At 73.7% G+C, this 24,264-nt stretch carries 18 protein-coding genes; 9 read left to right on the plus strand and 9 right to left on the minus strand.

What is annotated here, in order from left to right:
- Positions 1-38: 38 nt before the first annotated feature.
- Positions 39-1,391, minus strand: a complete 1,353-nt coding sequence (gene dnaB, locus NT8_RS16625) for a replicative DNA helicase (RefSeq protein ID WP_067970431.1) — start codon at positions 1,389-1,391, stop codon at positions 39-41.
- Positions 1,392-1,724: 333 nt separating this feature from the next.
- Between dnaB and NT8_RS16630 the strand changes: the two genes are divergently transcribed.
- The gene (locus NT8_RS16630; protein ID WP_067970436.1) at positions 1,725-3,074 is read left to right on the plus strand and encodes an MATE family efflux transporter; all 1,350 of its coding nucleotides are present in this window, start codon (positions 1,725-1,727) and stop codon (positions 3,072-3,074) included.
- 13 nt (positions 3,075-3,087) lie between these two features.
- Here the strand turns inward: NT8_RS16630 and NT8_RS16635 are convergent, their stop codons facing one another.
- The 7 genes from NT8_RS16635 to NT8_RS16665 all read right to left on the minus strand — a co-directional run bounded on the left by NT8_RS16635 (position 3,088) and on the right by NT8_RS16665 (position 9,952).
- Positions 3,088-3,894, minus strand: a complete 807-nt coding sequence (locus NT8_RS16635; RefSeq protein ID WP_067970437.1) for a peptidoglycan recognition protein family protein — start codon at positions 3,892-3,894, stop codon at positions 3,088-3,090.
- 186 nt (positions 3,895-4,080) lie between these two features.
- Complete coding sequence (gene rplI / locus NT8_RS16640; protein ID WP_067970440.1) at positions 4,081-4,527, minus strand: 50S ribosomal protein L9; 447 nt, start codon at positions 4,525-4,527, stop codon at positions 4,081-4,083.
- A 25-nt stretch (positions 4,528-4,552) separates the two neighbouring features.
- Complete coding sequence (rpsR, locus tag NT8_RS16645) at positions 4,553-4,789, minus strand: 30S ribosomal protein S18 (protein ID WP_017595522.1); 237 nt, start codon at positions 4,787-4,789, stop codon at positions 4,553-4,555.
- Between the two features lie 67 nt (positions 4,790-4,856).
- Entirely contained in the window at positions 4,857-5,444 is a 588-nt protein-coding gene (locus NT8_RS16650; protein ID WP_067970442.1) for a single-stranded DNA-binding protein, read from the minus strand.
- A 75-nt stretch (positions 5,445-5,519) separates the two neighbouring features.
- Positions 5,520-5,810 (minus strand): 30S ribosomal protein S6, encoded by a 291-nt coding sequence (gene rpsF / locus NT8_RS16655; protein ID WP_067970443.1) that lies wholly within the window; start codon positions 5,808-5,810, stop codon positions 5,520-5,522.
- A 90-nt stretch (positions 5,811-5,900) separates the two neighbouring features.
- Positions 5,901-7,265 carry a glycosyltransferase family 87 protein gene (locus NT8_RS16660; protein ID WP_067970445.1) on the minus strand — a complete coding sequence of 455 codons (1,365 nt, stop codon included), beginning with the start codon at positions 7,263-7,265 and terminating at the stop codon, positions 5,901-5,903.
- A complete protein-coding gene (locus NT8_RS16665; RefSeq protein ID WP_067970448.1) occupies positions 7,262-9,952 on the minus strand; it encodes a transglycosylase domain-containing protein in 2,691 nt (896 codons plus the stop codon). The genes NT8_RS16660 and NT8_RS16665 overlap by 4 nt, the downstream gene beginning before the upstream one ends.
- A gap of 869 nt (positions 9,953-10,821) precedes the next feature.
- Here NT8_RS16665 and NT8_RS16670 point away from each other — a divergent pair.
- The 4 genes from NT8_RS16670 to NT8_RS16685 all read left to right on the plus strand — a co-directional run bounded on the left by NT8_RS16670 (position 10,822) and on the right by NT8_RS16685 (position 15,062).
- Complete coding sequence (locus tag NT8_RS16670; protein WP_067970449.1) at positions 10,822-11,433, plus strand: PadR family transcriptional regulator; 612 nt, start codon at positions 10,822-10,824, stop codon at positions 11,431-11,433.
- A gap of 97 nt (positions 11,434-11,530) precedes the next feature.
- Positions 11,531-12,610, plus strand: coding sequence for an inositol-3-phosphate synthase (locus NT8_RS16675; protein WP_174549582.1), 1,080 nt, complete (start codon positions 11,531-11,533; stop codon positions 12,608-12,610).
- 249 nt (positions 12,611-12,859) lie between these two features.
- Positions 12,860-13,534, plus strand: a complete 675-nt coding sequence (locus NT8_RS16680) for a hypothetical protein (protein WP_067970453.1) — start codon at positions 12,860-12,862, stop codon at positions 13,532-13,534.
- 217 nt (positions 13,535-13,751) lie between these two features.
- Positions 13,752-15,062, plus strand: coding sequence for an MFS transporter (locus tag NT8_RS16685; RefSeq protein ID WP_067970455.1), 1,311 nt, complete (start codon positions 13,752-13,754; stop codon positions 15,060-15,062).
- Between the two features lie 94 nt (positions 15,063-15,156).
- Here NT8_RS16685 and NT8_RS16690 read toward each other — a convergent pair whose 3' ends face one another.
- Positions 15,157-16,659: a CCA tRNA nucleotidyltransferase gene (locus NT8_RS16690; protein WP_067970458.1), complete on the minus strand. Its 1,503-nt coding sequence runs from the start codon at positions 16,657-16,659 to the stop codon at positions 15,157-15,159.
- Between the two features lie 272 nt (positions 16,660-16,931).
- On the opposite strand from NT8_RS16690, the gene NT8_RS16695 reads away from it, so the two are divergent.
- From NT8_RS16695 to NT8_RS16710, 4 genes are all read left to right on the plus strand, one after another.
- Positions 16,932-19,430, plus strand: a complete 2,499-nt coding sequence (locus NT8_RS16695) for a DUF6049 family protein (RefSeq protein ID WP_174549583.1) — start codon at positions 16,932-16,934, stop codon at positions 19,428-19,430.
- Between the two features lie 45 nt (positions 19,431-19,475).
- Complete coding sequence (murJ, locus tag NT8_RS16700; protein WP_067970460.1) at positions 19,476-21,194, plus strand: murein biosynthesis integral membrane protein MurJ; 1,719 nt, start codon at positions 19,476-19,478, stop codon at positions 21,192-21,194.
- Positions 21,195-21,274: 80 nt separating this feature from the next.
- Positions 21,275-23,110: a murein biosynthesis integral membrane protein MurJ gene (murJ, locus tag NT8_RS16705; protein ID WP_067970462.1), complete on the plus strand. Its 1,836-nt coding sequence runs from the start codon at positions 21,275-21,277 to the stop codon at positions 23,108-23,110.
- A 252-nt stretch (positions 23,111-23,362) separates the two neighbouring features.
- A partial coding sequence (locus tag NT8_RS16710; protein ID WP_245646213.1) for a protein kinase family protein occupies positions 23,363-24,264 on the plus strand: 902 nt, incomplete at its 3' end.

Below are 24,264 nucleotides of genomic sequence, written 5' to 3' on the forward strand. Positions count from 1 at the left end.
TGGTGGTCGCGAGCCCGGAATGATCCAAAAAACACTCCCTAGCCCGGGGCCATGTCGACGAAGCGGCTGTAGTGGCCCTGGAAGGCGACGGTGACGGTGGCCGTGGGGCCGTTGCGGTGCTTGGCGACGATGAGGTCGGCCTCGCCCGCGCGCGGGGACTCCTTGTCGTGGACGTCCTCGCGGTAGAGCAGGATCACCATGTCGGCGTCCTGCTCGATGCTGCCGGATTCGCGGAGGTCGCTGACCTGGGGCTTCTTGTCGGTGCGCTGCTCGGGGCCGCGGTTGAGCTGCGACAGCGCGATGACCGGCACCTCCAGCTCCTTCGCGAGGAGCTTCAGCGACCGGGACATCTCGGACACCTCCTGCTGGCGGCTCTCGACCCGGCCGGGCGAGCTCATCAGCTGGAGGTAGTCGACGATGACGAGCTTGAGGTCGTGCTGCTGCTTGAGCCGGCGGCACTTGGCCCGGATCTCCATCATCGACATGTTCGGGGAGTCGTCGATGAACAGCGGCGCGCCCGCGACCTCGCCCATGCGCCGGGCGAGGCGGGCCCAGTCGTCGTCGGTCATGAGCCCCGACCGCATGGTGTGCAGCGGCACCCGGGCCTCGGCCGACAGCAGGCGCATGACGATCTCGTTGCGGCCCATCTCCAGGCTGAAGAAGACGGAGGTGAGCTGGTTCTTGATGGAGGCCGCCCGGGCGAAGTCGAGCGCCAGGGTGGACTTCCCGACCGCGGGCCGGGCGGCGATGATGATCATCTGCCCGGGGTGCAGCCCGTTGGAGAGCGCGTCGAAGTCGGTGAACCCGGTGGGCACCCCGGTGAGGGAGCCGTCGTGGGCGGAGATGGCCTCGATCTCGTCCAGGGCGCCGGGCATGATGTCGCTCAGCGGCAGGTAGTCCTCGCCGGTGCGCTTCTCGGCGACCTTGTAGATCTCGGCCTGGGCGTGGTCGACCAGGTCGTCGACCTCGCCGTCGCCGGCGTAGCCGATCTGGGCGATGCGGGTGCCGACCTCGACCAGGCGGCGCAGCACCGCGCGGTCGGAGACGATCCGCGCGTAGTAGCCGGCGTTGGCCGCGGTGGGGATGGCCTCGGTGAGGGTGTGCAGGTAGGGGGCGCCGCCGACGCGGGTGACCTCGCCGCGCTTGGTGAGTTCGGCGTTGACCGAGATGGCGTCGACGGGCTCGCCGCGCGAGAACAGGTCGACCACGGCGTCGAAGATGATCTGGTGCGCCGGCCGGTAGAAGTCGGCGGAGCGGACGATCTCGACGACCTGGGTGATGGCCTCCTTGGAGAGCAGCATGCCGCCGAGCACGCTCTGCTCCGCCATGATGTCGTGGGGCGGGGTACGTTCGAATCCGCCTCCGTCGGGCGGTTGCTCGGCGACGCTCACGACTGCCACTCCCCCTGCTTCACGACCGGCACGTCACGCGTGCCTCTTGGATTGTCCCGGCGGACCGGGGCGCGGCGCAAAGCGGCCTGTGGACAGAGCTGGGGAGATCCTGTGGACGAAAGCGGTGTTTCTGCGGATAGCTTGTGCACAACGGCTGTGGATAACTTGGGGGGTACCGTGGAACAACCCATCTGACCTGCGCAGACGTTATGCACCGCCTGTGTGTGAAAGAAAGTTTCCCCTCCGTCGTCCACAGGTTATCCACAGCCGTGGTGTATGCCGTGGACAACCGGCTCCCCCCGTCGAACACCCGTCCGCTACCGTGACCAGGTCATGCCCAGACTGCTCTCCGCGCCGCCGTTCCGGCACGCCCACGACCGCGAGATCCTCCGGCTCGCCGTCCCCACGTTCTTCGCCCTGGTGTCCGAGCCGCTGCTCCTGCTGACCGACTCGGCGGTCGTCGGCACCCTCGGCACCGAGGCCCTCGGCGGGCTCGGCATCGCCGCACAGGTCCTGCTGACCCTCGCCAACCTCTGCGTGTTCCTCGCCTACGGCACGACCTCCGCCGTCGCCCGGCGGTTCGGCGCCGGCGACACCGCCGGCGGCCTGCGCAGCGGGATCGACGGCCTGTGGCTGGCCGTGCTCCTCGGCGCCGTTATCGTGGCCGCCGGGCTGCCCGCCGCCCCCTGGCTGGTGGACGCTTTGGGGGCCTCGCCCGCCGTCGCCCCCTACGCGCTGACCTACCTGCGGATCAGCCTGCTGAGCATACCCGCTCTGCTGGTCATCCTGGCCGGTACCGGGGTCCTGCGCGGCCTCCAGGACGCCCGCACCCCGCTGGTGGTGGCCGTGGGCACCAACGTGGTCAACCTGGTGCTCGCCGTCGTCCTCGTGCTCGTCCTGGACTGGGGCATCGCCGGGTCGGCGTGGGCCACGGTCGCCGCCCAGACCGCGGGCGCCGCCGTCTACGCGGCCGTCCTCACCCGCGCCGCCCGCCGCCACGGGGTCTCCCTGGCGCCCACCGCGCGCGGCCTGGGCACCTCGGCGGCCGCCGGGTTCGCCCTGTTCGTCCGGACGGTGTCGCTGCGGATCGTCCTGCTGGTCATGACGGCCGTCGCCGCCCGGCTCGGCGACCCCGAGGTCGCCGCCCACCAGGTCGCGTTCCAGGTGTGGTCGCTGCTGGTGTTCGCCCTGGACGCCATCGCCATCGCCGGGCAGGCCATCATCGGCCGCTACCTCGGGGCCTCCGACGCCGCGGGGGCGCGGTCGGCCACCCGCCGCATGGTCGAGTGGGGGGTGCTGTCCGGGCTGGTGTTCGCCGCGGCCGTGCTGGCGGTGCGCCCGTGGGCGCCCCTGCCGTTCACCGACGACCCGCGCGTCCACGCGCTCATCCTGTCGGCGCTGCTGGTGGTGGCGGCGCTGCAGCCGCTCAGCGGGGTGGTGATGGTCCTCGACGGCATCCTGATGGGCGCCGGCGACCAGCGCTACCTGGCGTGGGCGAGCCTGTGGACGATGCTCGCCTTCCTGCCGTGCGCGGCGGCCGTCCTGTGGGGCCTCCCCGAGGGCGACGGCCGGCTGACGGCCCTGTGGCTGGCCTTCGGGGTGTGGATGGTGGCGCGCGGGGCGACGCTGGCGCTCCGGGCGCGGGGGAGCGCGTGGCTCGTCACCGGAGCCGCGCGCCCCTGACCCCCGCGGCGGCTCAGTCCAGTTCGCCGACGGTCGGCCCGTGGTGGAACGGCACCGTCCTCTCGTTCACCGGCACAGCGGGGTAGGTCGGCCGGTGCGCCGCCGGCACGTCGCGCAGCGGCAGGCGCACCTGGAGCAGGCGGAGCCGGGCGGCGACGTCGCTGCGGAGCTGCGGCAGCATGGCGTAGAGCTTGTCGCCGGGGCAGCTCGTGACGTTGTAGTCGCGGTGGCCGACGATGGCGCTCGCCGGGTTCAGCCCGTAGACCGCGCACAGCCAGACGCAGGTGTCGACCAGCGACTCCATCAGCGCCGCCGTCGGTGTGGTCGACGTGTAGGTGCCCTCGTTCTCGATGCCGACGGTGTGGGTGTTGTGGTCGGCCGTGTGCGCCCCGACCGCGTGGTCGCCCGATCGGATGGCCGGCAGCGAGCGGTTGCGCCCCTCCATGATGTGCCCGCCGCGGCCGATGGTGAGCTGCTGGCCGATGTCGTCCCAGCCGTTGGTGTCCATGTGGTACTTCTGGATCGCCCGCGACAGGGCGGCCGCGTGGCTCGCCGAGTAGTCGGTGCTGTTGGCCGTCGCCGTGTGGTGGATGACGATGTGGTCGGGCGCCGACACCACCGACGCCGTGCTCCGCGCCTTGCGCGCCCCCCAGTCCGCGCGCGTGTACACCTTGGGTTCCCCCGCGGCGAGCGCCCCCCGTGCCGTGCCCACCTCCGCCGCGCCGCCCAGCAGGACCCCGCCGGCCGCGACCGCGGCCCCGCGCAGCAGGGTCCTGCGGCTCACGCCCGGATCTCGTCGCCACCGCTCATGAATGGCCATAGCGGCCTCATCCCTTCCGTGGAGTTGCAGGCCCACGGCCAAGGTAGATTGCCGAACGTGACCAATGCGTGACATTGAGTGATTCGGCGTGTTGCGTCGCCGCCTGGGGGACACCGAGGGCCCCGGTGTCCCCTCGTCGTGAGGGGGCCGGGGCCCTGGTGTGCGCGGTCGCGCGGAGCGTGCGGGCTAGGCGCCCACGACCTCCAGCGCGATCGTCGCGGTGACCTCGGGGTGCAGGCGCACCTCGACCTTGTGCTCGCCGACCGACTTGATCGGGTTGCGGATCTCGATACGCCGCTTGTCGACCGCCGGGCCGCCGGAGGCCACGACGGCCTCGGCGACGTCCGACGCGGTCACCGAGCCGAACAGGCGCCCGCCGTCGCCGGCGCGCTGGCTCAGCGTGACGTTGAGGGCGCCGAGCCGGCCGGCCACCTGCTTGGCGTCGTCCAGGCTGCGGATGTCGCGGGCGGAACGCGCCCGGCGGATGGAGTCGACCTGCTTCTGGCCGCCGCGCGTCCACCGGATGGCGAACCCGCGCGGAAGCAGGTAGTTGCGGCCGTAGCCGTCCTTCACCTCGACCACATCGCCCGGGGCGCCGAGACCGTTGACCTCGTGGGTCAGAATCAGCTTCACGATTGGACCTCCCTCGTCGTCCCCGTTAGCGAGCGGTGCTGGTGTAGGGCAGCAGCGCCATTTCGCGCGCGTTCTTGATCGCCGTGGCGACGTCGCGCTGGTGCTGCGTGCAGTTGCCCGTGACTCGGCGGGCACGGATCTTGCCGCGGTCGGAGATGAACTTCCGCAGCAGGGTCGTGTCCTTGTAGTCGATGTAGGACAGCTTCTCCTGACAGAACAGGCAAACCTTCTTCTTGGGCTTGCGCGCTGCCGGCTTCGCCATCGTGGTGCTCCCTTGCAAGAGCCCCGGTGCTCCCGGGGATGGTCAATTCGGACAGGAAACGGAACCGCTAGAACGGCGGCTCGTCGGAGAACCCCCCGCCGCCGCCGCCGAACCCGCCGCCGCCACCGCCGCCGGTGGCCCAGGGGTCGTCGGCCGGCGGGCCGGAGCGGCCGCCCTGGGGGCCGCCGTAGCCGCCCCCCTGGTTGCCGTAACCGCCACCGCCGCCGCCGCCCTGCTGGCCGCCGCCGAAGCCGCCACCGCCGCCGAAACCGCCGCCCTGGCCGCCCTGCCGCTGCACCTTCGCCACCTTCGCGGTGGCGCTGCGCAGCGCGGGGCCGACCTCCTCGACGTCGATCTCGAAGACGGTGCGCTTCTCGCCTTCCTTGGTCTCGTACGACCGCTGCTTGAGCCGGCCCTGCACGATCACGCGCATGCCGCGCTGCAGGCTCTCGGCCACGTTCTCCGCGTACTGCCGCCAGACCGAGCAGGAGAGGAACATGGACTCGCCATCTTTCCACTCACCGCTCTGCCGGTCGAACATGCGCGGGGTGGAGGCCACACGGAAGTTGGCGACCGCGGCCCCGCTGGGGGTGAATCGCAGCTCGGGGTCGTCGACGAGGTTGCCGACGAGCGTGATCTGGGTTTCGCCTGCCATGGGTTGGCTCCGGATTGGTGTGGGCGGTTCAGGCGTGCGTGGCGTGCGGGCGGGGGGTCACCGCCGTGGGTGGGTCTAGTGCACCTCGGGCCGGAGGACCTTGGTGCGCAGGACGGCCTCGGTCAGGTTGAGCTGGCGGTCCAGCTCCTTGACCGTGGCGGGCTCGGCGGTGAGGTCGATGACGGCGTAGATGCCGTCGGAGTTCTTGGCGATGTCGTAGGAGAGGCGGCGCTTCCCCCAGACGTCGACCTTCTCGACCGAACCGCCGTCGTTGCGCACGACCCCGAGGAACTGCTCGAGCGACGGGGAGACCGTCCGCTCGTCGAGGTTGGGGTCGAGGATGACCATGACTTCGTAACGGCGCATAGGCGGCCGTACCTCCTCTGGACTGTCGCGGCCATGGTCTTTCCATGGCAGGAGGGCAAATAGCCAGACGAACGCCAAGGCTACCAGCCGTCACGCCCTGGACTCGCCCCTCCGCAGGAGGTCGGCGGCCACCACCCCGGCCACCGCGGCGACCCCCGCGCTCCGTCCCAGCGAGACCGCGGCGTATCCGGGCAGCGCCAGCCCGCCGGCGGTCCCCTCGGCGAGGAGCGTGAAGTGCTGGAGGTGCTGCCAGATCCCGAAGAAGTAGACGGTCTCGGCGAGCTGCCAGAAGGCGAACGCCGCCGCCCCCGCCCAGACCGGCGCCCGGCGCGGCCAGGCGACCGCGGCCAGCGGCAGCAGCCAGAGCACGAACTGCGGCGACCACACCTTGTTCGTCAGCAGGAACGCCGCCACGACCAGGAACGCGAGCTGCTCCAGCGGGGGCCGGCGGCGCGCGAGCAGCGTCAGCAGCCCGATGCCGGCGCAGGCCACCGCCAGCGACACCGTCCCCGCCGTGTTGACCACGTGGACGTCGTAGGTGTCGACCAGCCCGAACGCGCCCAGCAGGTAGTAGACCGACCCCCAGTCGGCGCCCCGCTCGCTGCTGAACCGGAAGAACGTGGCCCAGCCCTCGGGCGCCGCCAGCAGGACCGGCAGGTTGACCGCCGCCCACGCGGCGGCCGCGCCGCCGAGCGGGCGCAGCAGGTCGCCCCAGGTGTGGCCGTCCTCCTCGCGCCGCCACCACGTGCGCAGCACGAGCACCAGCAGCGGGCCGAACACGAGGAACGGGTAGAACTTGGCGGCGGTGGCCAGGCCGATCAGCGCGCCCGCCGCCCACTGCCGGCCGTGCCCGTAGCAGACCAGGCCGCCCATCAGCAGCGCGACGGCGAGCAGGTCCCAGTTGATGTAGGCGGCCAGGAACGCCGGCGGGGTGAGCGCGGTGAACCCGCCCGCCAGCAGCGCGGCCCGCCGGTCGAAGGGCCGGCCCGGCGCCGGGCGCAGCCCGCCGCGCCCGGCGAGGTGGCCGGCGCAGAGCACCACGGCCGCCAGGCAGGCGCCCATGGCGACCGCCGTGAGGTCGAAGTAGGCGTACGCGCGGGCGGTGGGGTCGGGCAGCCACGCCACCGCCCGGCCCAGGAGGTGCATCAGCGCGCCGGTGAGCACCGGGTACTCGATCGGCCGGTCCAGGTAGGGGACGACCCCGTGGTCGAGGCCGTCCCGGAAGTACAGGGGGTAGACGTCGCTGTAGCAGGCGGCGGCGTACTGGGTCCCGTCGACCCAGCCCCCGCCGAAGCGGCAGGGCGCCTTCACCAGGTAGCCGAGGACGGCGCCGACCGCCGCGAGCGCGGTCAGGGGCGCCCAGGTAGAGGAGGGAAGGCCCGGGAGACGCCGCGTGCCGGCGACGGGGACGTCGCCGGCACGCGGGTGTCCGGGGCTGCCGGACGGGGTGGTCACTCGGTCTCGCGCCCCCACCCGATGAGGCGGTTCTGCTGAGCGTCGGGCCCGTCGGGACCGCCGGGGCCGCCGGGGCCACCGGGCCCGTCGTCCTCCTGGCACTCCGGCCAGTCGTCGGAGAGCCAGTTGCACTCACCGTCCGGCGGCTCCGGCAGCTCCGGCGACTCCGACGTCGCGGGCGGCGACATCGACGGCGACTCCGAGGGCTCCGCCGGCTCCGACGGCTCCTCCGAGACCTCGGGCTCGGGCGGCGGGCTGGGCTCCTCGGTGGGGCCGAAGTTCAGCTCCTGCCCCTTGAAGACGGGCTCGGGGAACTCCTGGACCTCCTGGCCCTCCATGGCCTCGACCATGAAGGCGCGCCAGATCCGGGCGGAGGTGGTACCACCGTAGACGTCCTGGACGCCGGGGATCTCCAGCTGCTGGCCGTCGGTGCGGCTCAGCCCCACCGCCGTGGACAGCTGCGGGGTGAACCCGACGAACCAGGCCGACTTCGCCTCGTTGGAGGTACCGGTCTTGCCGGCGACCGGGCGGTCGGGCAGGGCGGCCTCGCTGCCGCCGCCGTCCTCGGCGGTCACCTGCTGCATGGCGTAGGTGGCGTCGGCCGCGGTCTCGGCGCTGAACGCGCGGCTGCCGGACTCCAGCAGGTCGGCGTCGTTGGGGGGCAGCACCTCGCCCTCGGCGTTGCGCACCTCGGTGATCATGTGCTGGGGCATGTGCACGCCGGCGTTGGCGAAGGTGGAGAAGCCGGACGCCTGGTCGAGCGGGGTGACCCGGTAGGTGCCCAGCGCGATGTTGGGGCCCATCTCGGCGCTCTCGAACCGCGGCTCGGGGATGCCGGACTTGCCGGCGATGTCGACCACCGACTGCGGCGTGGCCTCGATCGCGAGCTGGACGAAGCTCGTGTTGACCGAGTGCTTGGTCGAGTCGATGAGGTCGACCGGCCCCCAGTCGCGGTTGCTGTCGTTCTGGATGGGCTCGCCGATGCCCTCGAACTCCTGCGGCGAGTCGCCGTCGAACACGCTGTTGAGGCCGATGTCCTGCTCCAGGCCTGCGGCGAGCACGTAGGGCTTGAACGCCGAACCCGCCTGGGCGTCGGTGCTCAGCGAGTTGTTCGGGTCGGTGGTGAAGTCGTCACCGCCGTGGAACGCCTTGATCTCGCCGGTGGCGGGCTCGACGGCGGCCAGGCCGTACACGGTCTCGACCGGCATGTCCGGCAGGGTCTCGTCGAACGCGCGGTCGGCGGCGTCCATGAGGGGCTTCTCCAGGGACGTGGTGACCTGGTACCCCTGGGTGGCGACCTGGGTGGCGTCCAGGTCGTAGCGCGCGGCCAGCTCGTTGATCACCGCGTCGCGGATGTAGCCGTTGTAGCCCTCCAGGTTGGCGCCGGGCTCATACTCCACGACCTCGGGGTACTCCAGCTCCTCGGCCTCGGCCCGGGTGAGTCCCAGGTCGGGGTGGTCATCGTGCATCAGGTAGAGGCCTTTGACCACGTACTCCCAGCGCTCGTGGAGGACCTCCTCCATGTCCGACCCGGGCGCGACGTTCTCGAAGTTGCCGGGCTGCTGGATGATGCCGCCGAGGAACGCGCCCTCGGCGTGGTTGAGGTCCTCGACGTTCTTGTTGAAGTACGCCTGCGCGGCGGCCTGGATGCCGTAGGCGTTGCGGCCGAAGTAGATGGTGTTGAGGTACTGGGTGAGGATCTGGTCCGGGTCCATCACCTGGCCCGCCTTGATGGAGATCATGATCTCCTTCAGCTTGCGGGTGTAGCTGCGCTCCTGCGAGAGGCCGTCGTAGTAGTTCCGGGCCATCTGCTGGGTGATGGTGGAGCCGCCGCCTGCGCTGCCCGCGGACAGGATCGCCCGCATGGTGCCGGAGATCGAGATGCCCGGCTCCTCGTAGAAGTTGCGCTGCTCGGCGGCGAGCACGCCGTCGATCACCGACTGGGGGAGCTGGTCCTCGGTGATGATCACCCGGTTGATCTCACCGGTGGTCAGCGCCTCGGACTCGTCGGCGTAGGAGATGCTGGTGGCCGCCAGGACGGCGCTGGTCTGCTCGTCCATGTTGCGGGGGTCGTCGGTGGTGATGTAGGCGACGGCCAGGCCGCCCACGCCCAGGACGAACAGCACGCCGCAGGTGATCAGCGCCGGCTTCCAGGCCTTGGCGAAGAAGCGGCGCACGGGGCCGCGGTCGTCGTACTCGTCGTGGTCGCGCCGTCCGCGTGCAGGCGGGCGGCGGCGCCCGCCGCCGCCGGCGGCCCGGCGGCCGCCCTCGGCGCGCGCGCCGTGCGCGGCGGCGCGGCGGCCGCCCTCGGGCCCGCGCCGGCCGTCCTCGGGGGGCCGGCGGCGGCCGTCGGCCGAGCGGCGCCCGCTCTCGGCCGCGGCGGCGCGGCTGCCGTTGTCGCCGCCCCGGCGGCCGTCGTCGGCGCGGCGCCGGCCCTCGCCCCGCCCGCCCTCGGACCGGGCGGCGGACCGGCCGCCCTCGCGGCCCGCGTCGGACCGGCGGCGCTGCGGCCGCTCGTCGTCCCAGAAGCCTCCGGCGTCGTCGTCCCGCGCCCTGCGGCGGCCCGCGGTGCGCTCGTCCTCGGCCGGGCCACGGGCCCCGCGCCTGCCGCCGTTGCCACGTGCGTCGTCGGCCGGGCCGTTGGCCCGGCGTCGTCCGCCAGCGCTCCGTCGTCTCTCGGTACTCACGCGTCCTCGTTTGCTTCTCAGCGGCCGATCGGCCTTGTCGACTCGGGTAGGAGGGGGCCACCCCGGGAGGCGGGGTGCGGATGCCGGTCGCCTCCGCCGTGGGGACGGGCTCTGGTGAGCGGGGCCAGAAAAGGGACCCGTCCGGGGACGCCTCACACGGTCGTGGGGTTGTCGACCCGTCCGGCGCGCCCCGTGCGGGGCGCCGCCCCCGGCGATGAGCGGGGGCCGGCCGGATCGGAGGCGTCGTCCGTGCCTTTCCTCCTAACGACGACCCTTCTTGGACGTTCTTCGGATGCTTCGGAGCAGACGCCCCGGTCGTGCGGCCGGACCGCCGACCGCGGTGCCGCATGCCCTCCCGGACCCTAGTACGCCGGTGCGTACGCCGGGGTGCGGGTAAAGCAATCGTCACGGTAGGGCGACGGTGCCATATAGCACAACCCAGCCGTGAGGGTACCGGCCGCGGGGGATTCGTACATCACGCTCGGCGACCGGTGCCGCGTGGGTGACAGGGTACGGCCTCCACGGGGGTGCGGGGAGGGCCGCCCGCGCCCCGTTCCGGTACCACCCGGTATGCCCAGGCCAGGCCGGTGGAGCCGACGGCGCCGCGCCCGCACGGGCGCGGGCACGCGGTGTTAGATAGGCAACATGCGGTGACCGTATATCAAGGCGATATAGTCATTCGCGGATAAACCGCCTATTGCCTCATGTTCTTCGCATCTTGCCCGGCGCGGGGAACAGATCCGGTGTGCGCGCGGCTGTGCCGAGTGTGCGCCGTCGGCACCCCCGCGGCGCTCCGGGCCGCCCGGCGCGACGACGCGCGCGGGCGGGCGGTGTCGGCAAGCGGCCAACGTCGGAGCGAGGAGGTGCCGGTGAGCGCGACACGCAGGGCGAGGGCCCTCGAACTCGCCGTCCTCGGCCACCTCGCCGACACCCCGCTGCACGGCTACGAACTGCGCAAGCGGCTCGACCACGCCCCGGACGCCCCGCGCACGGTCTCCTACGGCTCGCTCTACCCCTGCCTGCAGCGGATGCGGCGGGCCGGCCTCGTCGCGGCCGACCCCGGCCCCGCCGCGGCGGGCCGCCGCCCGCGGATCGTCTACCGGCTCACCGACGCCGGGGCGGACCGGCTGCGCCGGCTCCTCGCCGACACCGCGCCCGCCACCGCCGACGACGAGTGCTTCGGCGTCCACTTCACCCTGTTCGCCCGGACCCGCGCCGAGATCCGACTGCGGGTCCTCGACGGGCGGCGCGCCCGCCTCCTCGACCGCCTGGGGCGGCTGCGCGCGCGGCTGGCGGACCCCCCGGCCGACCCCTACCTCCACGAGCTGCACCGGCACCGGGCCGATGCGCTGGCGGACGAGGTCGGCTGGCTCGACACCCTCATCGCCGCCGAACGGCGCCGCTCCGCGGGAGGCGGAGCGGACGCGGCCGTCCCCCTCCAACGGGGCGGCGCGCCGCCGGACGGGCACCGGCGGCACTGACCCGCGGGGCTCGCCCCGCCACCGGCCGGCACCCGCCGACCGGACACACCTCCGACCGACAGACGTCGACCAGCAGACGAAGAAGGAGCAGGGACCAATGGGTTCGGTACGCGTAGCCGTCGTGGGCGTAGGCAACTGTGCGGCATCGCTCGTCCAGGGCGTCCATTACTACAGGGACGCCGACCCCGACACCCGGGTCCCCGGGCTGATGCACGTGCGGTTCGGGCCGTACCACGTGCGCGACGTCGAGTTCGTGGCGGCGTTCGACGTCGACGCGAAGAAGGTCGGCCACGACCTCGCCGACGCGATCGGCGCCAGCGAGAACAACACCGTCAAGATCTGCGACGTCCCCCCGACGGGCGTCACCGTGCAGCGCGGCCCCACGTTCGACGGGCTCGGCATGTACTACCGGCAGACCATCGAGGAGTCCCCCGAGGACGCGGTCGACGTCGTCGCCGCGCTCAAGGCCGCGAAGGCCGACGTGCTGGTCTCCTACCTCCCCGTGGGCTCGGAGGAGGCCGACCGGTTCTACGCCCAGTGCGCGATCGACGCCGGGGTGGCCTTCGTCAACGCGCTCCCCGTGTTCATCGCCTCCGACCCCGAGTGGGCCGCCAAGTTCACCGAGGCGGGCGTGCCGATCGTCGGCGACGACATCAAGTCGCAGGTCGGCGCGACCATCACGCACCGGGTGCTGTCGAAGCTGTTCGAGGACCGCGGCGTCGTCGTCGACCGCACCTACCAGCTCAACTTCGGCGGCAACATGGACTTCAAGAACATGCTGGAGCGGGAGCGGCTGGAGTCCAAGAAGATCTCCAAGACCCAGTCCGTCACCTCGCAGATCCCGCACGAGCTGAAGGCCGGGTCCGTGCACATCGGGCCGTCCGACCACGTGCCGTGGCTGGACGACCGCAAGTGGGCCTACGTCCGTCTAGAGGGCCGGGCGTTCGGCGACGTCCCGCTCAACCTGGAGTACAAGCTGGAGGTGTGGGACTCCCCCAACTCCGCCGGCATCATCATCGACGCCATCCGCGCCGCGAAGATCGCCAAGGACCGCGGTATCGGCGGCCCCATCCTGTCGGCGTCCTCCTACTTCATGAAGTCGCCGCCCGAGCAGTACAGCGACGCCGAGGCGCACGACGCGGTCGAGCGCTTCATCGCGGGCGAGACCGAGCGCTAGCGCTCCGGCGCCGGCCCGCCGCCGCGCCCTTCTCCGAACGGGGCCGCCCCCTCACCCGAGGGGGCGGCCCCGTTCGCGTTCGGCGGGGAACGCCCGCCGGGGCCGGCGCGTCCGAAATGGGCCGGTGCGCCGCCGGGCGCGCGGTACGAGAATGGACACCGGGGGCCGCCGCCCCCGTACCCCGGGCCGCCCTCGCGCCCGGCCCGACCACCGCCCGCGCGGCGCCGCGCGCCGGGGCAAGGAGCTGTGATGAGCCACCCGCAGGACCCGTACCGCCCCCCGCCGGGGATGGGGCCGCCCCCCGGTGGCACCGGCGGCCACCCCGCCCCGCCGCCGGGGTACGGGCCGCCGCCCGGACCCGGCTACGGGGCGCCCACCGGCGGGTACCCGTCGATGGGCGGGCCGCCCGGCGCCTACCCGCCCGGCGGGATGCCGCCGGCGATGCCCCCGCCCCGCAAGGGCAACTCCGGCATCGTCCTGCTCATCGTCGTCGTCAGCGTCGTGCTCGTGCTGGTCGTCGGTGTCGTCGGCGCCTTCCTCTGGTTCGGGTCCCGGGGCGGCGACTCCGCCCTCGCGCGCTACGAGGGCACCTGGGACGGCGAACTCGTCCAGTACGACGCGTCGGGCGTGCCGATGGGCACCTGGTCGGCCAACATCTCGGTGGCCGGCGACCGCGTCCAGGCGGGCGAGTACGGGCTGTCCGGCGGCGGTGACGACGGCGCCTGCACCTGGGACGTCGCGAACGTGGTGGCGACCGAGTCGCGGCTGACGTTCTCCTACACCGTCACCGGCGACCCCGACTGCGCCGACAACGGCGAGGTCACCCTCGCCCCGGCGGGCCAGGACGCCATGGCCACCACCGTCACCAACATCATGGGCAGCGGCGAGGAGAGCGTCTCCGAGGGCACCCTCCACCGCGAGTAGCCCGCAGGCGGCACCGGGGCGCCCCGTCGACATGTCGGCGGGGCGCCGTGCCGCCCCGTCGATCGGGCGACACGTCGATGCGTCGCCGTGTCGCCGTGTCGACGGATCGACAGGGCGACGGGCCGGGAAGGCGGCAGGTCGGCGCCCGCCGGTGCGCGGCGGGGCGGCCCCGGCCCGGAGCGGGCGGGCGCCCCGACCGGGGCCGTACGCTGGCCGGGTGTCCTTCTTCGGCGATCTCCGCGGCGTCCTGCGCGGCCCGCGGTTCCGCCGCCTCTTCGGGGTCAGGGTCGTCTCGCAGTTCGCCGACGGCACCTTCCAGGCCGGGCTGGCGGGCTACGTCTTCTTCTCCCCCGAGCAGCACACCACGGCCGCCGAGGTGGCGGTCGCCTTCGCGGTGCTGCTGCTGCCGTTCTCGGTCGTGGGCCCGTTCGCCGGGGTGCTCATCGACCGGTGGCCGCGCCGCCGGGTGCTCGTCGCCGCCTCACTGGCCAAGGCGGTCCTCGCCGCGCTGACGGCGGCCCTGGTCGCTGCGGGCGCCGACGGCGCCCCGTTCCTCGCCGCCGCGCTGCTCGTGCTCAGCGTGAACCGGTTCCTGCTCGCCGCGCTGTCGGCGGCGCTGCCGCACGTGGTCCCCCGCGAGCGGCTGATGATGGCGAACGCGGTCACACCCACCTGCGGCACCTTCGCGGCGTTCCTCGGCGCGGGCGCCGGCGCGGGGCTGCGGCTGGCCGGCGGCGACGGGACGGCCGGGACCGCGCTCGTGCTGCTCGGCGCGGGCGCGGCGTTCGCCGCGGCCGGGTGCGCGGCGCTCACCCTGGGCCGGCGCGAACTCGGCCCCGACCTGGCGGCCGCGCCGCCCGAGGTGCGCGCCGCCGTGCGCGGGGTGGTCTCCGGGCTGGTCGACGGGGCCCGGCACATCCGGGCGCGGCGGCCCGCGCGCGCCGGGCTGGCCACCATCGCCGGGCTCCGGTTCGTGTTCGGGGTGTCCACCCTGCTGACGCTGCTGCTGTACAACAACACCTTCACCGGCGGCGGCACCGCCGGGCTGGCCGGCTTCTCGGTGGCGCTGGCCGCCTCCGGCGCGGGCTTCTTCGCCGGCGCGGTGGCGACCCCTTGGGCCACCGCCCGCGTCCCCACCGGGACGTGGATCGCCGTGCTGATGGCGGGCGGCGCCGCGGTGCTCCTCGCGTTCGGGCTGCCGTTGTCGCCCGTGCTGTTCCCGGTTGCCGCGTTCGGGGTCGGCGCGGTGTCGCAGGGGGTCAAGGTCGCGGTCGACACACTCGTCCAGCGGCACGTCGACGACACCTACCGGGGCCGCGTCTTCTCCGTCTACGACATGCTCTTCAACGCGGCGTTCGTGGCCGCTGCGGGGTCCGCCGCGGTCGCCGTCCCGCCGTCGGGGGTGAGCCGCGCGACGGTGGCGGCGATGGCCGGGTGCTACGCCGCGATGGCGGTGCTGTGGGCGGTCCGCCACCGGGGGCTCGACGCGGCCGCCCCGGCCGGGGTCGACACGGCGGCAGGGCGCTAGGCCGACAGGGCGCCGTGTCGACAGGGCGGCCTGTCGACACGGCGCGGTGTCGACAGGGCTCCGGGCCGGCGGCACGCCCCGCGCGGCGCGCGGCTCAGTCGGTGTGCAGCTCGGCCCAGCGGCGCAGCGCCTCGGCCGCGTCCGCCTTCTCCATCGGCCCGTTCTCCAGGCGCAGCTCCAGCAGGAACCGCCACGCCTTGCCGATCAGCGGCCCCGGCCCCACGCCCAGGATCTCCTGGATCTCATTGCCGTCGAGGTCGGGCCGGATGGCGTTCAGCTCCTCCTCCTCGGCGAGCCGGCCGATCCGGCGCTCGATGTCGTCGTAGGAGCGCGCCAGGGCGGCGGCCTTGCGGCGGTTGCGGGTGGTGCAGTCGGCCCGGGTGAGCACGTGCAGCCGCTCCAGCTGCGGCCCGGCGTCGCGCGCGTACCGGCGCACCGCCGAATCGGTCCACTCGCCCTTGCCGTAGCCGTGGAACCGCAGGTGCAGCGCCACCAGCTTGCCGACGTCGGCCACCACGTCCTTGGGGAACCGCAGCGCCGCGAGGCGGCTCCGGCTCATCGACGCCCCCACCACCTCGTGGTGGTGGAACGTCACCCGGCCGCCCGGCTCGAACGCGCGGGTCTTGGGCTTGCCGACGTCGTGCAGCAGCGCGGCGAGGCGCAGCACCAGATCGGGCTCCATGCCCCGCCGGCGTTCGAGGTCGATGGCCTGGTCCAGCACCGTCAGCGAGTGCTCGTAGACGTCCTTGTGCCGGTGGTGCTCGTCGATCTCCAACTGCATGCGCGGGATCTCGGGCAGGACGTAGGGGGCGATGCCGAGGTCCACCATCAGCTCGATGCCCGTTCTCGGGTCGGGGCTGAGCATCAGCTTGGTCAGCTCGTCGCGGATGCGCTCGGCCGAGACGATGGACAGCCGGTCGGCCATCTGCGCCGCCGCCGTCCGCACCCCGGGGTCGAGGGTGAACCCGAGCTGGGCCGCGAACCGGATGGCGCGCATGATGCGCAGCGGGTCGTCGCCGAACGAGTCCTCGGGCCGCCCCGGGGTGCGCAGCCGGCGCGCCCGAAGGTCGGCCAGGCCGCCGAACGGGTCGGCGAACCCGTGCCCCGGCAGCTGGACCGCCATGGCGTTGACCGTGAAGTCGCGGCGCACCAGGTCGTCGCGGAGGGAGGTGCCGTAGCTGACCTCGGGCTTGCGCGACTTCGGCTGGTAGGACTCGCTGCGGTAGGTGGTGATCTCCAGCTGGAAGCCCTTCTTCCGCAGGCCCACGGTGCCGAAGTCGATGCCGACCGTCCACACCGCGTCGGCCCACCCCTCGACCAGGCGCAGGATGGTCTGCGGCACGGCGTCGGTGGTGAGGTCGAGGTCGTGCACCTCGCGGCCGAGCAGGGCGTCGCGCACGGGGCCGCCGACGAGGGCGAGTTCGTGCCCGGCGGCGGCGAACCGCTCCCCCAGTTCCGAGGCCACCGTCTCGATCGAGCTGAACAGCTCGGCGACGGCCGAACGCTGGGCCGCCGTCAGCCCGTCCGGGGCGGCGCCGGCCGGCCCGTCGGCGGAGTCGCGGCGGGGGGTCTCACCTGGAAGCGCTGTGTTCGGCACACCTCCAGAGGGTAGGTGGCCGCGACGCCCGGTGCGAATCGGCGGTACGCCGCCGGGAACGGCCGTCCGCGCGGGCTCCGGACGGCCGCGCGGGCCCGCCGCCGCCGATGCTTCGGGGCGGGGCGCCCGAGGGGGTATCGTTCAGAGCAGTCCGGCGCGGCGGCGCTCCCCAGCGCGACCGCCGCGTGATTCGAGAGGCCGCGGCGCCCACCTCTTCCGTGTGTGCGCGTCCCCGTCGGCCACCGTCAACCGACTCGGAAACCATTTCTGGCGTGCGTCGATTTGCTCAGATAGGCGCGGTCGCGGCCACGACCGCCGCCCTGCTTCCGGCACTGGCCGCCTTCGATCATGCCCATGCCCCGGCGCTGTCCACCCCCGCCGCCGACTCCGCCGACGACCAGCCGCTGATCATCGAGGAGATCTCACCGACCGCCGTGGGCGAGGACAGCACGGTCCGGGTGTCGGGCCGGGTCACCAACACCACGGACGCGCCGATCGACGAGGTCACGGTGCGGCTCCGCTACTCCGGCACCCCGTTCGGCTCCCGCTCCGAGCTCGACGCCTACGCCGACGGCGGCCGCGACCTGCCCGCCTACGGCCCCACCAGCACGCTCGACGACCCGGTCGCGCCCGGCGCCTCCGCCGACTACACCGTCGAGGTCGACGCCGAGGACCTCGGCCTGTCGTCCTTCGGCGTCTACCCGCTGGCGGTCGAGGCCCTCGCCCCGTCCGGCGAGCCGTTCGGCGCGCAGTACACCTTCCTCCCCTACGAGGGGGACGACCGCCCCGACCCGGTCGACATCGCGTGGGTGTGGCCGCTCATGGACCGGCCGCAGCGGGCCGACGACGGCACCTACCTGGGCGACGGCCTCTCCGAGAGCGTGGGCCCCGACGGCCGCCTCGGCCGGTTGCTGGTCGCGGGCGCGCAGGACGACGAGACCACCCTGGAGCAGCCCCACCCCACCCCCGAGGCGGCGGACGAGGACACCCCCGCCGCCGAGGAGGACACCGCGGCGCCCCGCGCCTCCGGCGACGACGCCGACGCGGTCCCGCTGACCTGGGCGGTCGACCCCGCTCTGCTGGACGACATCTCGGCCCTGACCGGCGACCCCTACGAGGTCGTCACCGAGCCCGGCGCGGTGGACGACCCCGCCGACGCGCCCACCGAGACCGTCGACGCCAGCCTCAACGCCCAGGTGTGGCTGGCGCAGGCCCGCACCGCGCTGCGCACCGAGCCGCTGATCGCCACCCCCTACGCCAACCCCGACATCGCCGCGCTGCTCCGCGCCGACCTGGCGGGCGACGCCGAGGCCGCCGTCCCGCTCGGCCGCGACCTGGTCGAGAGCGTGCTGGAGCGCCCCGCCGACACCGACGTCGCGTGGCCGGCCGGCGGCATGATGGACAACGCCACCCGCGACTTCCTCGCCGGACAGGGCGCCTCCACCTTCCTGCTGGACGACTCCGCCATGCCGGCCGACGAGTGGCTGGGGCACACCGCGCACGGCGCCGCCCCGCTGTCCCTGCCGGACGGCGAGGACGGCACCGCGCTGCTCGCCGACAGCGGGCTCACGGCGGTGCTCGGCCAGGACAGCACCGGCCCCGGCGCCGCCGCGCTGGCCCAGCAGCGCTTCGCCGCCGAGACCGCGATGATCAGTGCCGAGGACCCGGGCACCGACCGCACCGTGGTGGCGGTGCCCCCGGCCGACTGGAACCCGGGCGCGGAGTTCGCCTCCGGGGTGCTGGCGGCCAGCTCCGACCTGCCCTGGCTCGACCCGGTGGAGCTGGCCGACGTCGAGCCCGGCTCGGCCGGGGAGCGCCAGGGGCTGACCTACCCCGACGCGGCGCGCGACGCCGAGCTCGGCGCGGACCACCTGGACCGGGTCGCCGACGTGCGCGGCGACGTGCGGCTGTTCAACAGCATCCTGGAGGACGAGGCCGACGACCCGTTCCGCCCGGCGATCCTGCGCCTGGAGTCCGCCGCGTGGCGCGAGGACGAGCTCGCGGGGACGGCGGCGGGCCTGGTGGCGCACCAGGTGGCCGAGGACACCGGCCGGGTGCACATCATCCCCGGCGAGCCCGTGACCCTGGCCAGCAAGACCGGCACCATCGGGGTGCTCGTCGCCAACGACCTCGAGGACCACGCCGTCGAGGTCAACCTGTCGATGCTGTCGGCCAACCCCGAGCGCCTCAGCGTCGACGGCCACCAGGACACCATCGAGATCGGCCCCGGCCGCAAGACCACGGTGTACGTGCCGCTGTCGGCCCGCATCAACGGCCGGACGCTGCTCCACCTGAGCCTGCACAACGCCGAGGGCGAGCCCGTCTCCGAGGAGCAGGTGCTGTCGGTGAACGCCACCGGCCTGGGCTCGCAGGCGCTGCTGATCAGCGGCATCGGCGCGGCCGTCCTGGTCGTCGCGCTCGCGCCGCGGGCGCTGCGCAAGTGGGCGCGGCGGCGCGCCGCGGCGGCGGGCGCCGCCCCCGGCGACGGGGACACCGGCGGCGGCACCGAGGGCACCGGCGACGCCCCTGCGGCGCCGGGCGGCGGCGCCGACCCGGACGTCGCGGCCGCGCCCGACGCCGAGGCCACGGCCGACCCCGCCCCCGAGGCCGAGGACGTCCCCGCCGACCCCTCCCCCGCCGGCGGCGCCGACTCCGGTACCGCCGACGGCCCTGACAGCCCCGACACCCCCGGCAGTGCCGACGACGGCGCCGACGACGCTCCCGACACCGGTGCCGCCGGCACCGCGCGGGACCCCAAGGGCGGGTCCTGACGACCCGGGCGAGGCGATCCCCCGCACGCGTCCCACCACCTCGCCATGCGCACCGACCGAAAGGAGCCGACCCCGGTGGCCACCGACACCGCGAACGGCAGCGATGACACCTCCGCCACCGGCGGCTCTCCCGAGTCGACGTCCTCGGGCGGCATGATGCGTTCGAGCGCCGTCATGGCCGTGGGCACGCTGGTGTCCCGCGTGACCGGCTTCGTGAAGGCGATCGTGCTGGCGGCGGCCCTGGGCACCCAGCTCCTGGGCGACGCCTACAACACCGCCAACACGATCCCGTTCATCATCAACGACCTGCTCATCGGCGGGCTCATCGCCAGCGTCCTCGTCCCGCTGCTGGTCAAGCGGCGCAAGCGCGACGCCGACGGCGGCGTCCGCACCGAGGACCGGCTGTTCACCGCGGCCGTCCTGGTGCTGCTGGTGATCACCGGCCTGGCCATCGCCGCGGCCGGCCCGCTCACCCGGCTCTACCTGGGCGACGCCGACCCGCGGCAGGCCGAGGTCGCGGTGTACCTGGCGCGGTTCCTGCTCGCGCAGATCTTCTTCGTCGGCCTCAGCGGCCTGGTCAGCGGGATGCTGAACACCCGCAACCGGTTCGGGTCGCCGGTGTGGGCGCCGGTGCTGAACAACCTGGTCGTCATCGCCGTCGGCGGGCTGTTCCTCTGGGCGGCCGGGGCGGGCCGCACCGTCGAGACCGTCACCGACGGCGAACTGGTGCTGCTGGGCGCCGGCACCACCGCCGGGATGGCGGTGCAGACCGTGGTCCTGCTGGGCTCGCTGTGGCGGTCCGGGTTCCGCTGGCGGCCGCGGCTGGACCTGCGCGGCTCCGGCCTGGGCGAGGCCATGCGCAGCGCCGGCTGGATGTTCCTCTACACCTGCATGACCCAGCTCGGCTTCCTCATCACCGCCAACGTGGTGAACCGCGCGGGCGCCGAGAGCATCCGCCAGGGCTTCGACGTCGGCGCCGGCCTCACCGCCTACAACTACGCCTACCTGCTGTTCCAGCTCCCCTACGCGATCATCGCGGTGTCGCTGATCACCGTGCTGCTGCCGCAGATGAGCGGGCACGCCGCCGACGAGCGGTGGGACGAGGTGCGCGGCGGGTTCTCCCGCACGCTGCGGGTGTCCGCGCTGGTGCTGGTGCCCCTGGGCCTGGCCCTCGCCCTGTACGCGGTGCCGGTGTCGACCCTGGTGTTCGCGCGCGGCAACACCTCCGCGTCCGACGCGGCGAGCATCGGCGTGGTCCTCGGCGTGATGGCGCTGGGCCTGGTGCCGTTCACCGTCTTCCAGCTCATGCTCCGCGTGTTCTACGCGATGGGCGACACCCGCACCCCGGCGTTCCTCGGCGTCGCGAACGTCGTCGTGCACGGGGCGCTCGCGGTGACGGCGTTCCTGGTGCTGCCGCCGAACCGGGTGGTCATCGGGGTCGCCGCCGGGTTCATGCTGTCGTTCCTGTCGGGCCTGGTGATCGCCGGTCTGATCCTCAGCCGGCGGCTGGGCGGGCTTGACGGCCGACGGTCTCTGGGAACATTGTTGCGGCTGCACCTGGCCGCCGTGCCGAGCATCGCCGCCGGCGCCGGGATCCTCTGGTTCTTCACCGACCGGTTCGGTTCCGGCCTGGTCACCAACCTGGGCGCGCCCGTGGTCGGCTGCCTGGTGGGCGGACTGCTGTTCGTGGCCGCCGCCCGGCTGCTGCGCGTGCGGGAGCTGTCCTCGGCGGTCGACCTGGTGCGCTCCCGCCTGCGGCGGTAGCGGACCCCCTGCCCCGTCGCCGTCGTCCTCCCTGCCCCCGGCACACGGCGCCTCGCCCCCACAGGAAGATTGCCAGAACGGTGCCGAACGACCAGCCCCAGAGTCCGGGCCGACCGCCCCGCCGGCTCCTCCTGCCGGAGGAGGTGCTCGACGCGGTCGAGCGCACCGAGCCCGGCACCGACCCCGAACCGGGCCTGGTCACGGTCCGCGACCCCGCCGACATCGGCGACCTCGGCACGGCGGACCGCCCGGGCGAGGAGGGCAACGAGATCGGGGGCGCGGCGCACGCGCCGCCCTCCGACCTCATGCGCTCCAGCGCCGTCATGGCGATCGGGACGGTGGTCTCGCGGGCCACCGGGTTCGTCCGCACCATCGTGCTCGCGGCGGCCCTGGGCACCCAGCTCCTGGGTGACGCCTACCAGACCGCGAACATGGTCCCGTTCGCCGTGTACGACCTGCTCATCGGCGGGCTGCTGGCGAGCGTGTTCGTGCCGTTCCTGGTGAAGCGGAAGAAGGCCGACCCCGACGGCGGGCTCGCCACCGAGCAGCGGCTGTTCACCGCCACCCTGCTGGTGCTGGCCGTGCTCACCGTGGTCACCATCGTGGCCGCCGAGTGGCTGATCCGCATCTACGCGGGCGAGTTCACCGCCCCCCAGCACGAGGTCGCCAGCCTGCTCGCCCGGTTCCTGCTGGGCCAGATCTTCTTCATCGGCGCCAGCGGCATCGCCAGCGCCATGCTGAACAGCCGCAACCACTTCGGCGCCCCGATGTGGGCGCCGGTGCTGAACAACCTGGTGATCATCGCCGTCGGGGTGATGTTCCTCGTCATCGCGGGCCCGGGCAGCACCCCGGAGTCGATCACCGACGGCCAAGTGGCGCTGCTCGGCCTCGGCACCACCGGCGGCCAGGTGCTGCAGTGCGTCGTGCTGCTGTGGGCGCTGTTCGCCGCGGGCTTCCGCTGGCGGCCGCGGCTGGACCTGCGCGGCTCCGGCCTGGGCGAGGCCGTGCGGACCGCGGCGTGGATGATGCTCTACATCGGCATCGCGCAGGCGGGGCTCCTGGTGACGACCAACGTCGCCACCCGGGCGGGCGTGCGCGCCGCCGAGGCCGGGGAGTCGGCGGCGGGCGCCGGCATCACCGCCTACCAGTTCGCGTCGATGATCTTCCAGCTGCCGTACGCCATCATCGCGGTGTCGGTGATCACCGCGCTGCTGCCGCGCATGAGCGCGCACGTGGCCGACGGCCGCAAGGACCTGGTCCGCTCCGACTTCTCGCGCGGGTTCCGGCTGTCGGCGGTGCTCATCGTGCCGATCTCGGTGGCCATGGTGGTCTACGCCATCCCGTTCTGCGTGCTGATCTACGCGCGCGGCAGCACCTCGGTGGACGACGCCACCGGCATCGGGCTCATCCTCATGGTGTTCTCGGTGATGCTCATCCCGTTCACGCTCTTCCAACTGCTGATGCGCGTGTACTACGCGCTCGGCGACACCAGGACCCCCTCGCTGATCGCGATACCGGCGGAGGTCGCGCACGCGTCGGTCGCGGTGGCCCTGCTGTTCACGGCGCCGCCGCGCTACATCGTGGTGCTGCTGCCGGTGGCGTACGGGCTGTACTACATCGTCGGCTCGGTCCTCGCCTGGCAGGGGCTGCGCCGCCGGATGAACGGCCTCGACGGCCGGCGGGTGCTGCGGACCCTGGTGCTGCTGTACGTGGCCTCGCTGCCGAGCGCCGTGTTCGGGGTTGCGATGATCCTCACGTTCGGCCTGCTGCCGGGGACCGTCCTGCCGTCGCTCCTGGCCATCGCCGCGGGCGGTGTGGTCGGCGGCGGGCTGTTCGTCCTCGTCGCACGCAGAATGGGAGTGACAGAAGTCACAACATTCCTGGACATGGTGCGCGGACGCCTACTGCGTCGCTGATCACCAGGACGGCATGACCGAGCGTAACCGAGGTAAGGACCCCTATGCGCGACGAGTCCGGTGTACTTGTCCTCCGAAGGCGTCACTCAGGCGTCCTAGCATGGAGCAGCGGTTCTCTGCCGCCCCACCGATATCCGAGCTGCCCGAAGGGAGGCAGGGGACAGACGACATGGCCGGACCCATCCCGAGCTCCCCTCGGCGCGCGGCTCGCCCCGCGGACTCCCCCCGGCCGTCGCGTCCGTCACTCCCGGCATGAGCACCTTCATGATTGAGCCCGGCGCGCGGCTCGCGGGCCGCTATCGACTCGACGAGCGTGTCAGCGACAACGGCGGTGCCGTCCTCTGGAAGGCCACCGACGAGACCCTGGCCCGCCTGGTCGCCGTCTGGACCTTCGCCGACGGCTTCCCCCGCACCGCCGAGGTCGTCCGGGCGGCGCGCGCCACCAGCCGCGTCGCCGACTCCCGCGTCACCCAGGTCTTCGACGCCGACGACAGCGGCCCGACCGCCTACGTGGTCGAGGAGTGGGTCGTCGGCCAGTCGCTGGGCGACCTCCTCTCCCAGGGCCCGCTCGAACCCGACCGCGCCGCGGGCCTCGTCGCCGAGGCCGCCGAGACCCTCGCCACCGCGCACGACACCGGGCTGTACCACCTCAACCTCACCCCCGGGAAGCTCATCTGGAGCGTCGGCGGCGCGGTCAAGGTCACCGGCATCGGCGTCGACGCCGCCCTCAACGACGTCCACACCCCCGACCCCGCGGTCGGCGACGCCCAAGGCCTCGGCCGGCTCCTCTACGCGGCGCTGACCGCCCACTGGCCCGACGGCCCGCACAGCGGGCTGCGGCCCGCCCCCGCCGTCTCCGGCGGCTACTGCCGGCCGAGCCAGATCCGCGCGGGCATCCCCAAGCAGCTCGACGAGATCGTCTGCCGCGCCGCCTTCCAGGCCCCGCTCCGCGGCGGCCCGCTGACCAGCGCCCGCGCCATCGCCGACGCGCTCGCCGACGCCCCGCGGCTGGTCCCCATCCCGGTGGCGCCCACGCACGCGCCCCCGGCCCCCGAACCCGTGCCCGGCACCTCCCGCCGCACCGGCGAGTTCGGCCTCCAGTCCGCCCCCGGCCCCGGCCCGCGCCGCACCGCGCCCCGGCGGTCCGCCGGCGA

This window comes from Nocardiopsis trehalosi NBRC 14201 (genome assembly GCF_001552555.1).
GTDB classification, from domain to species: Bacteria; Actinomycetota; Actinomycetes; order Streptosporangiales; family Streptosporangiaceae; genus Nocardiopsis_B; species Nocardiopsis_B trehalosi.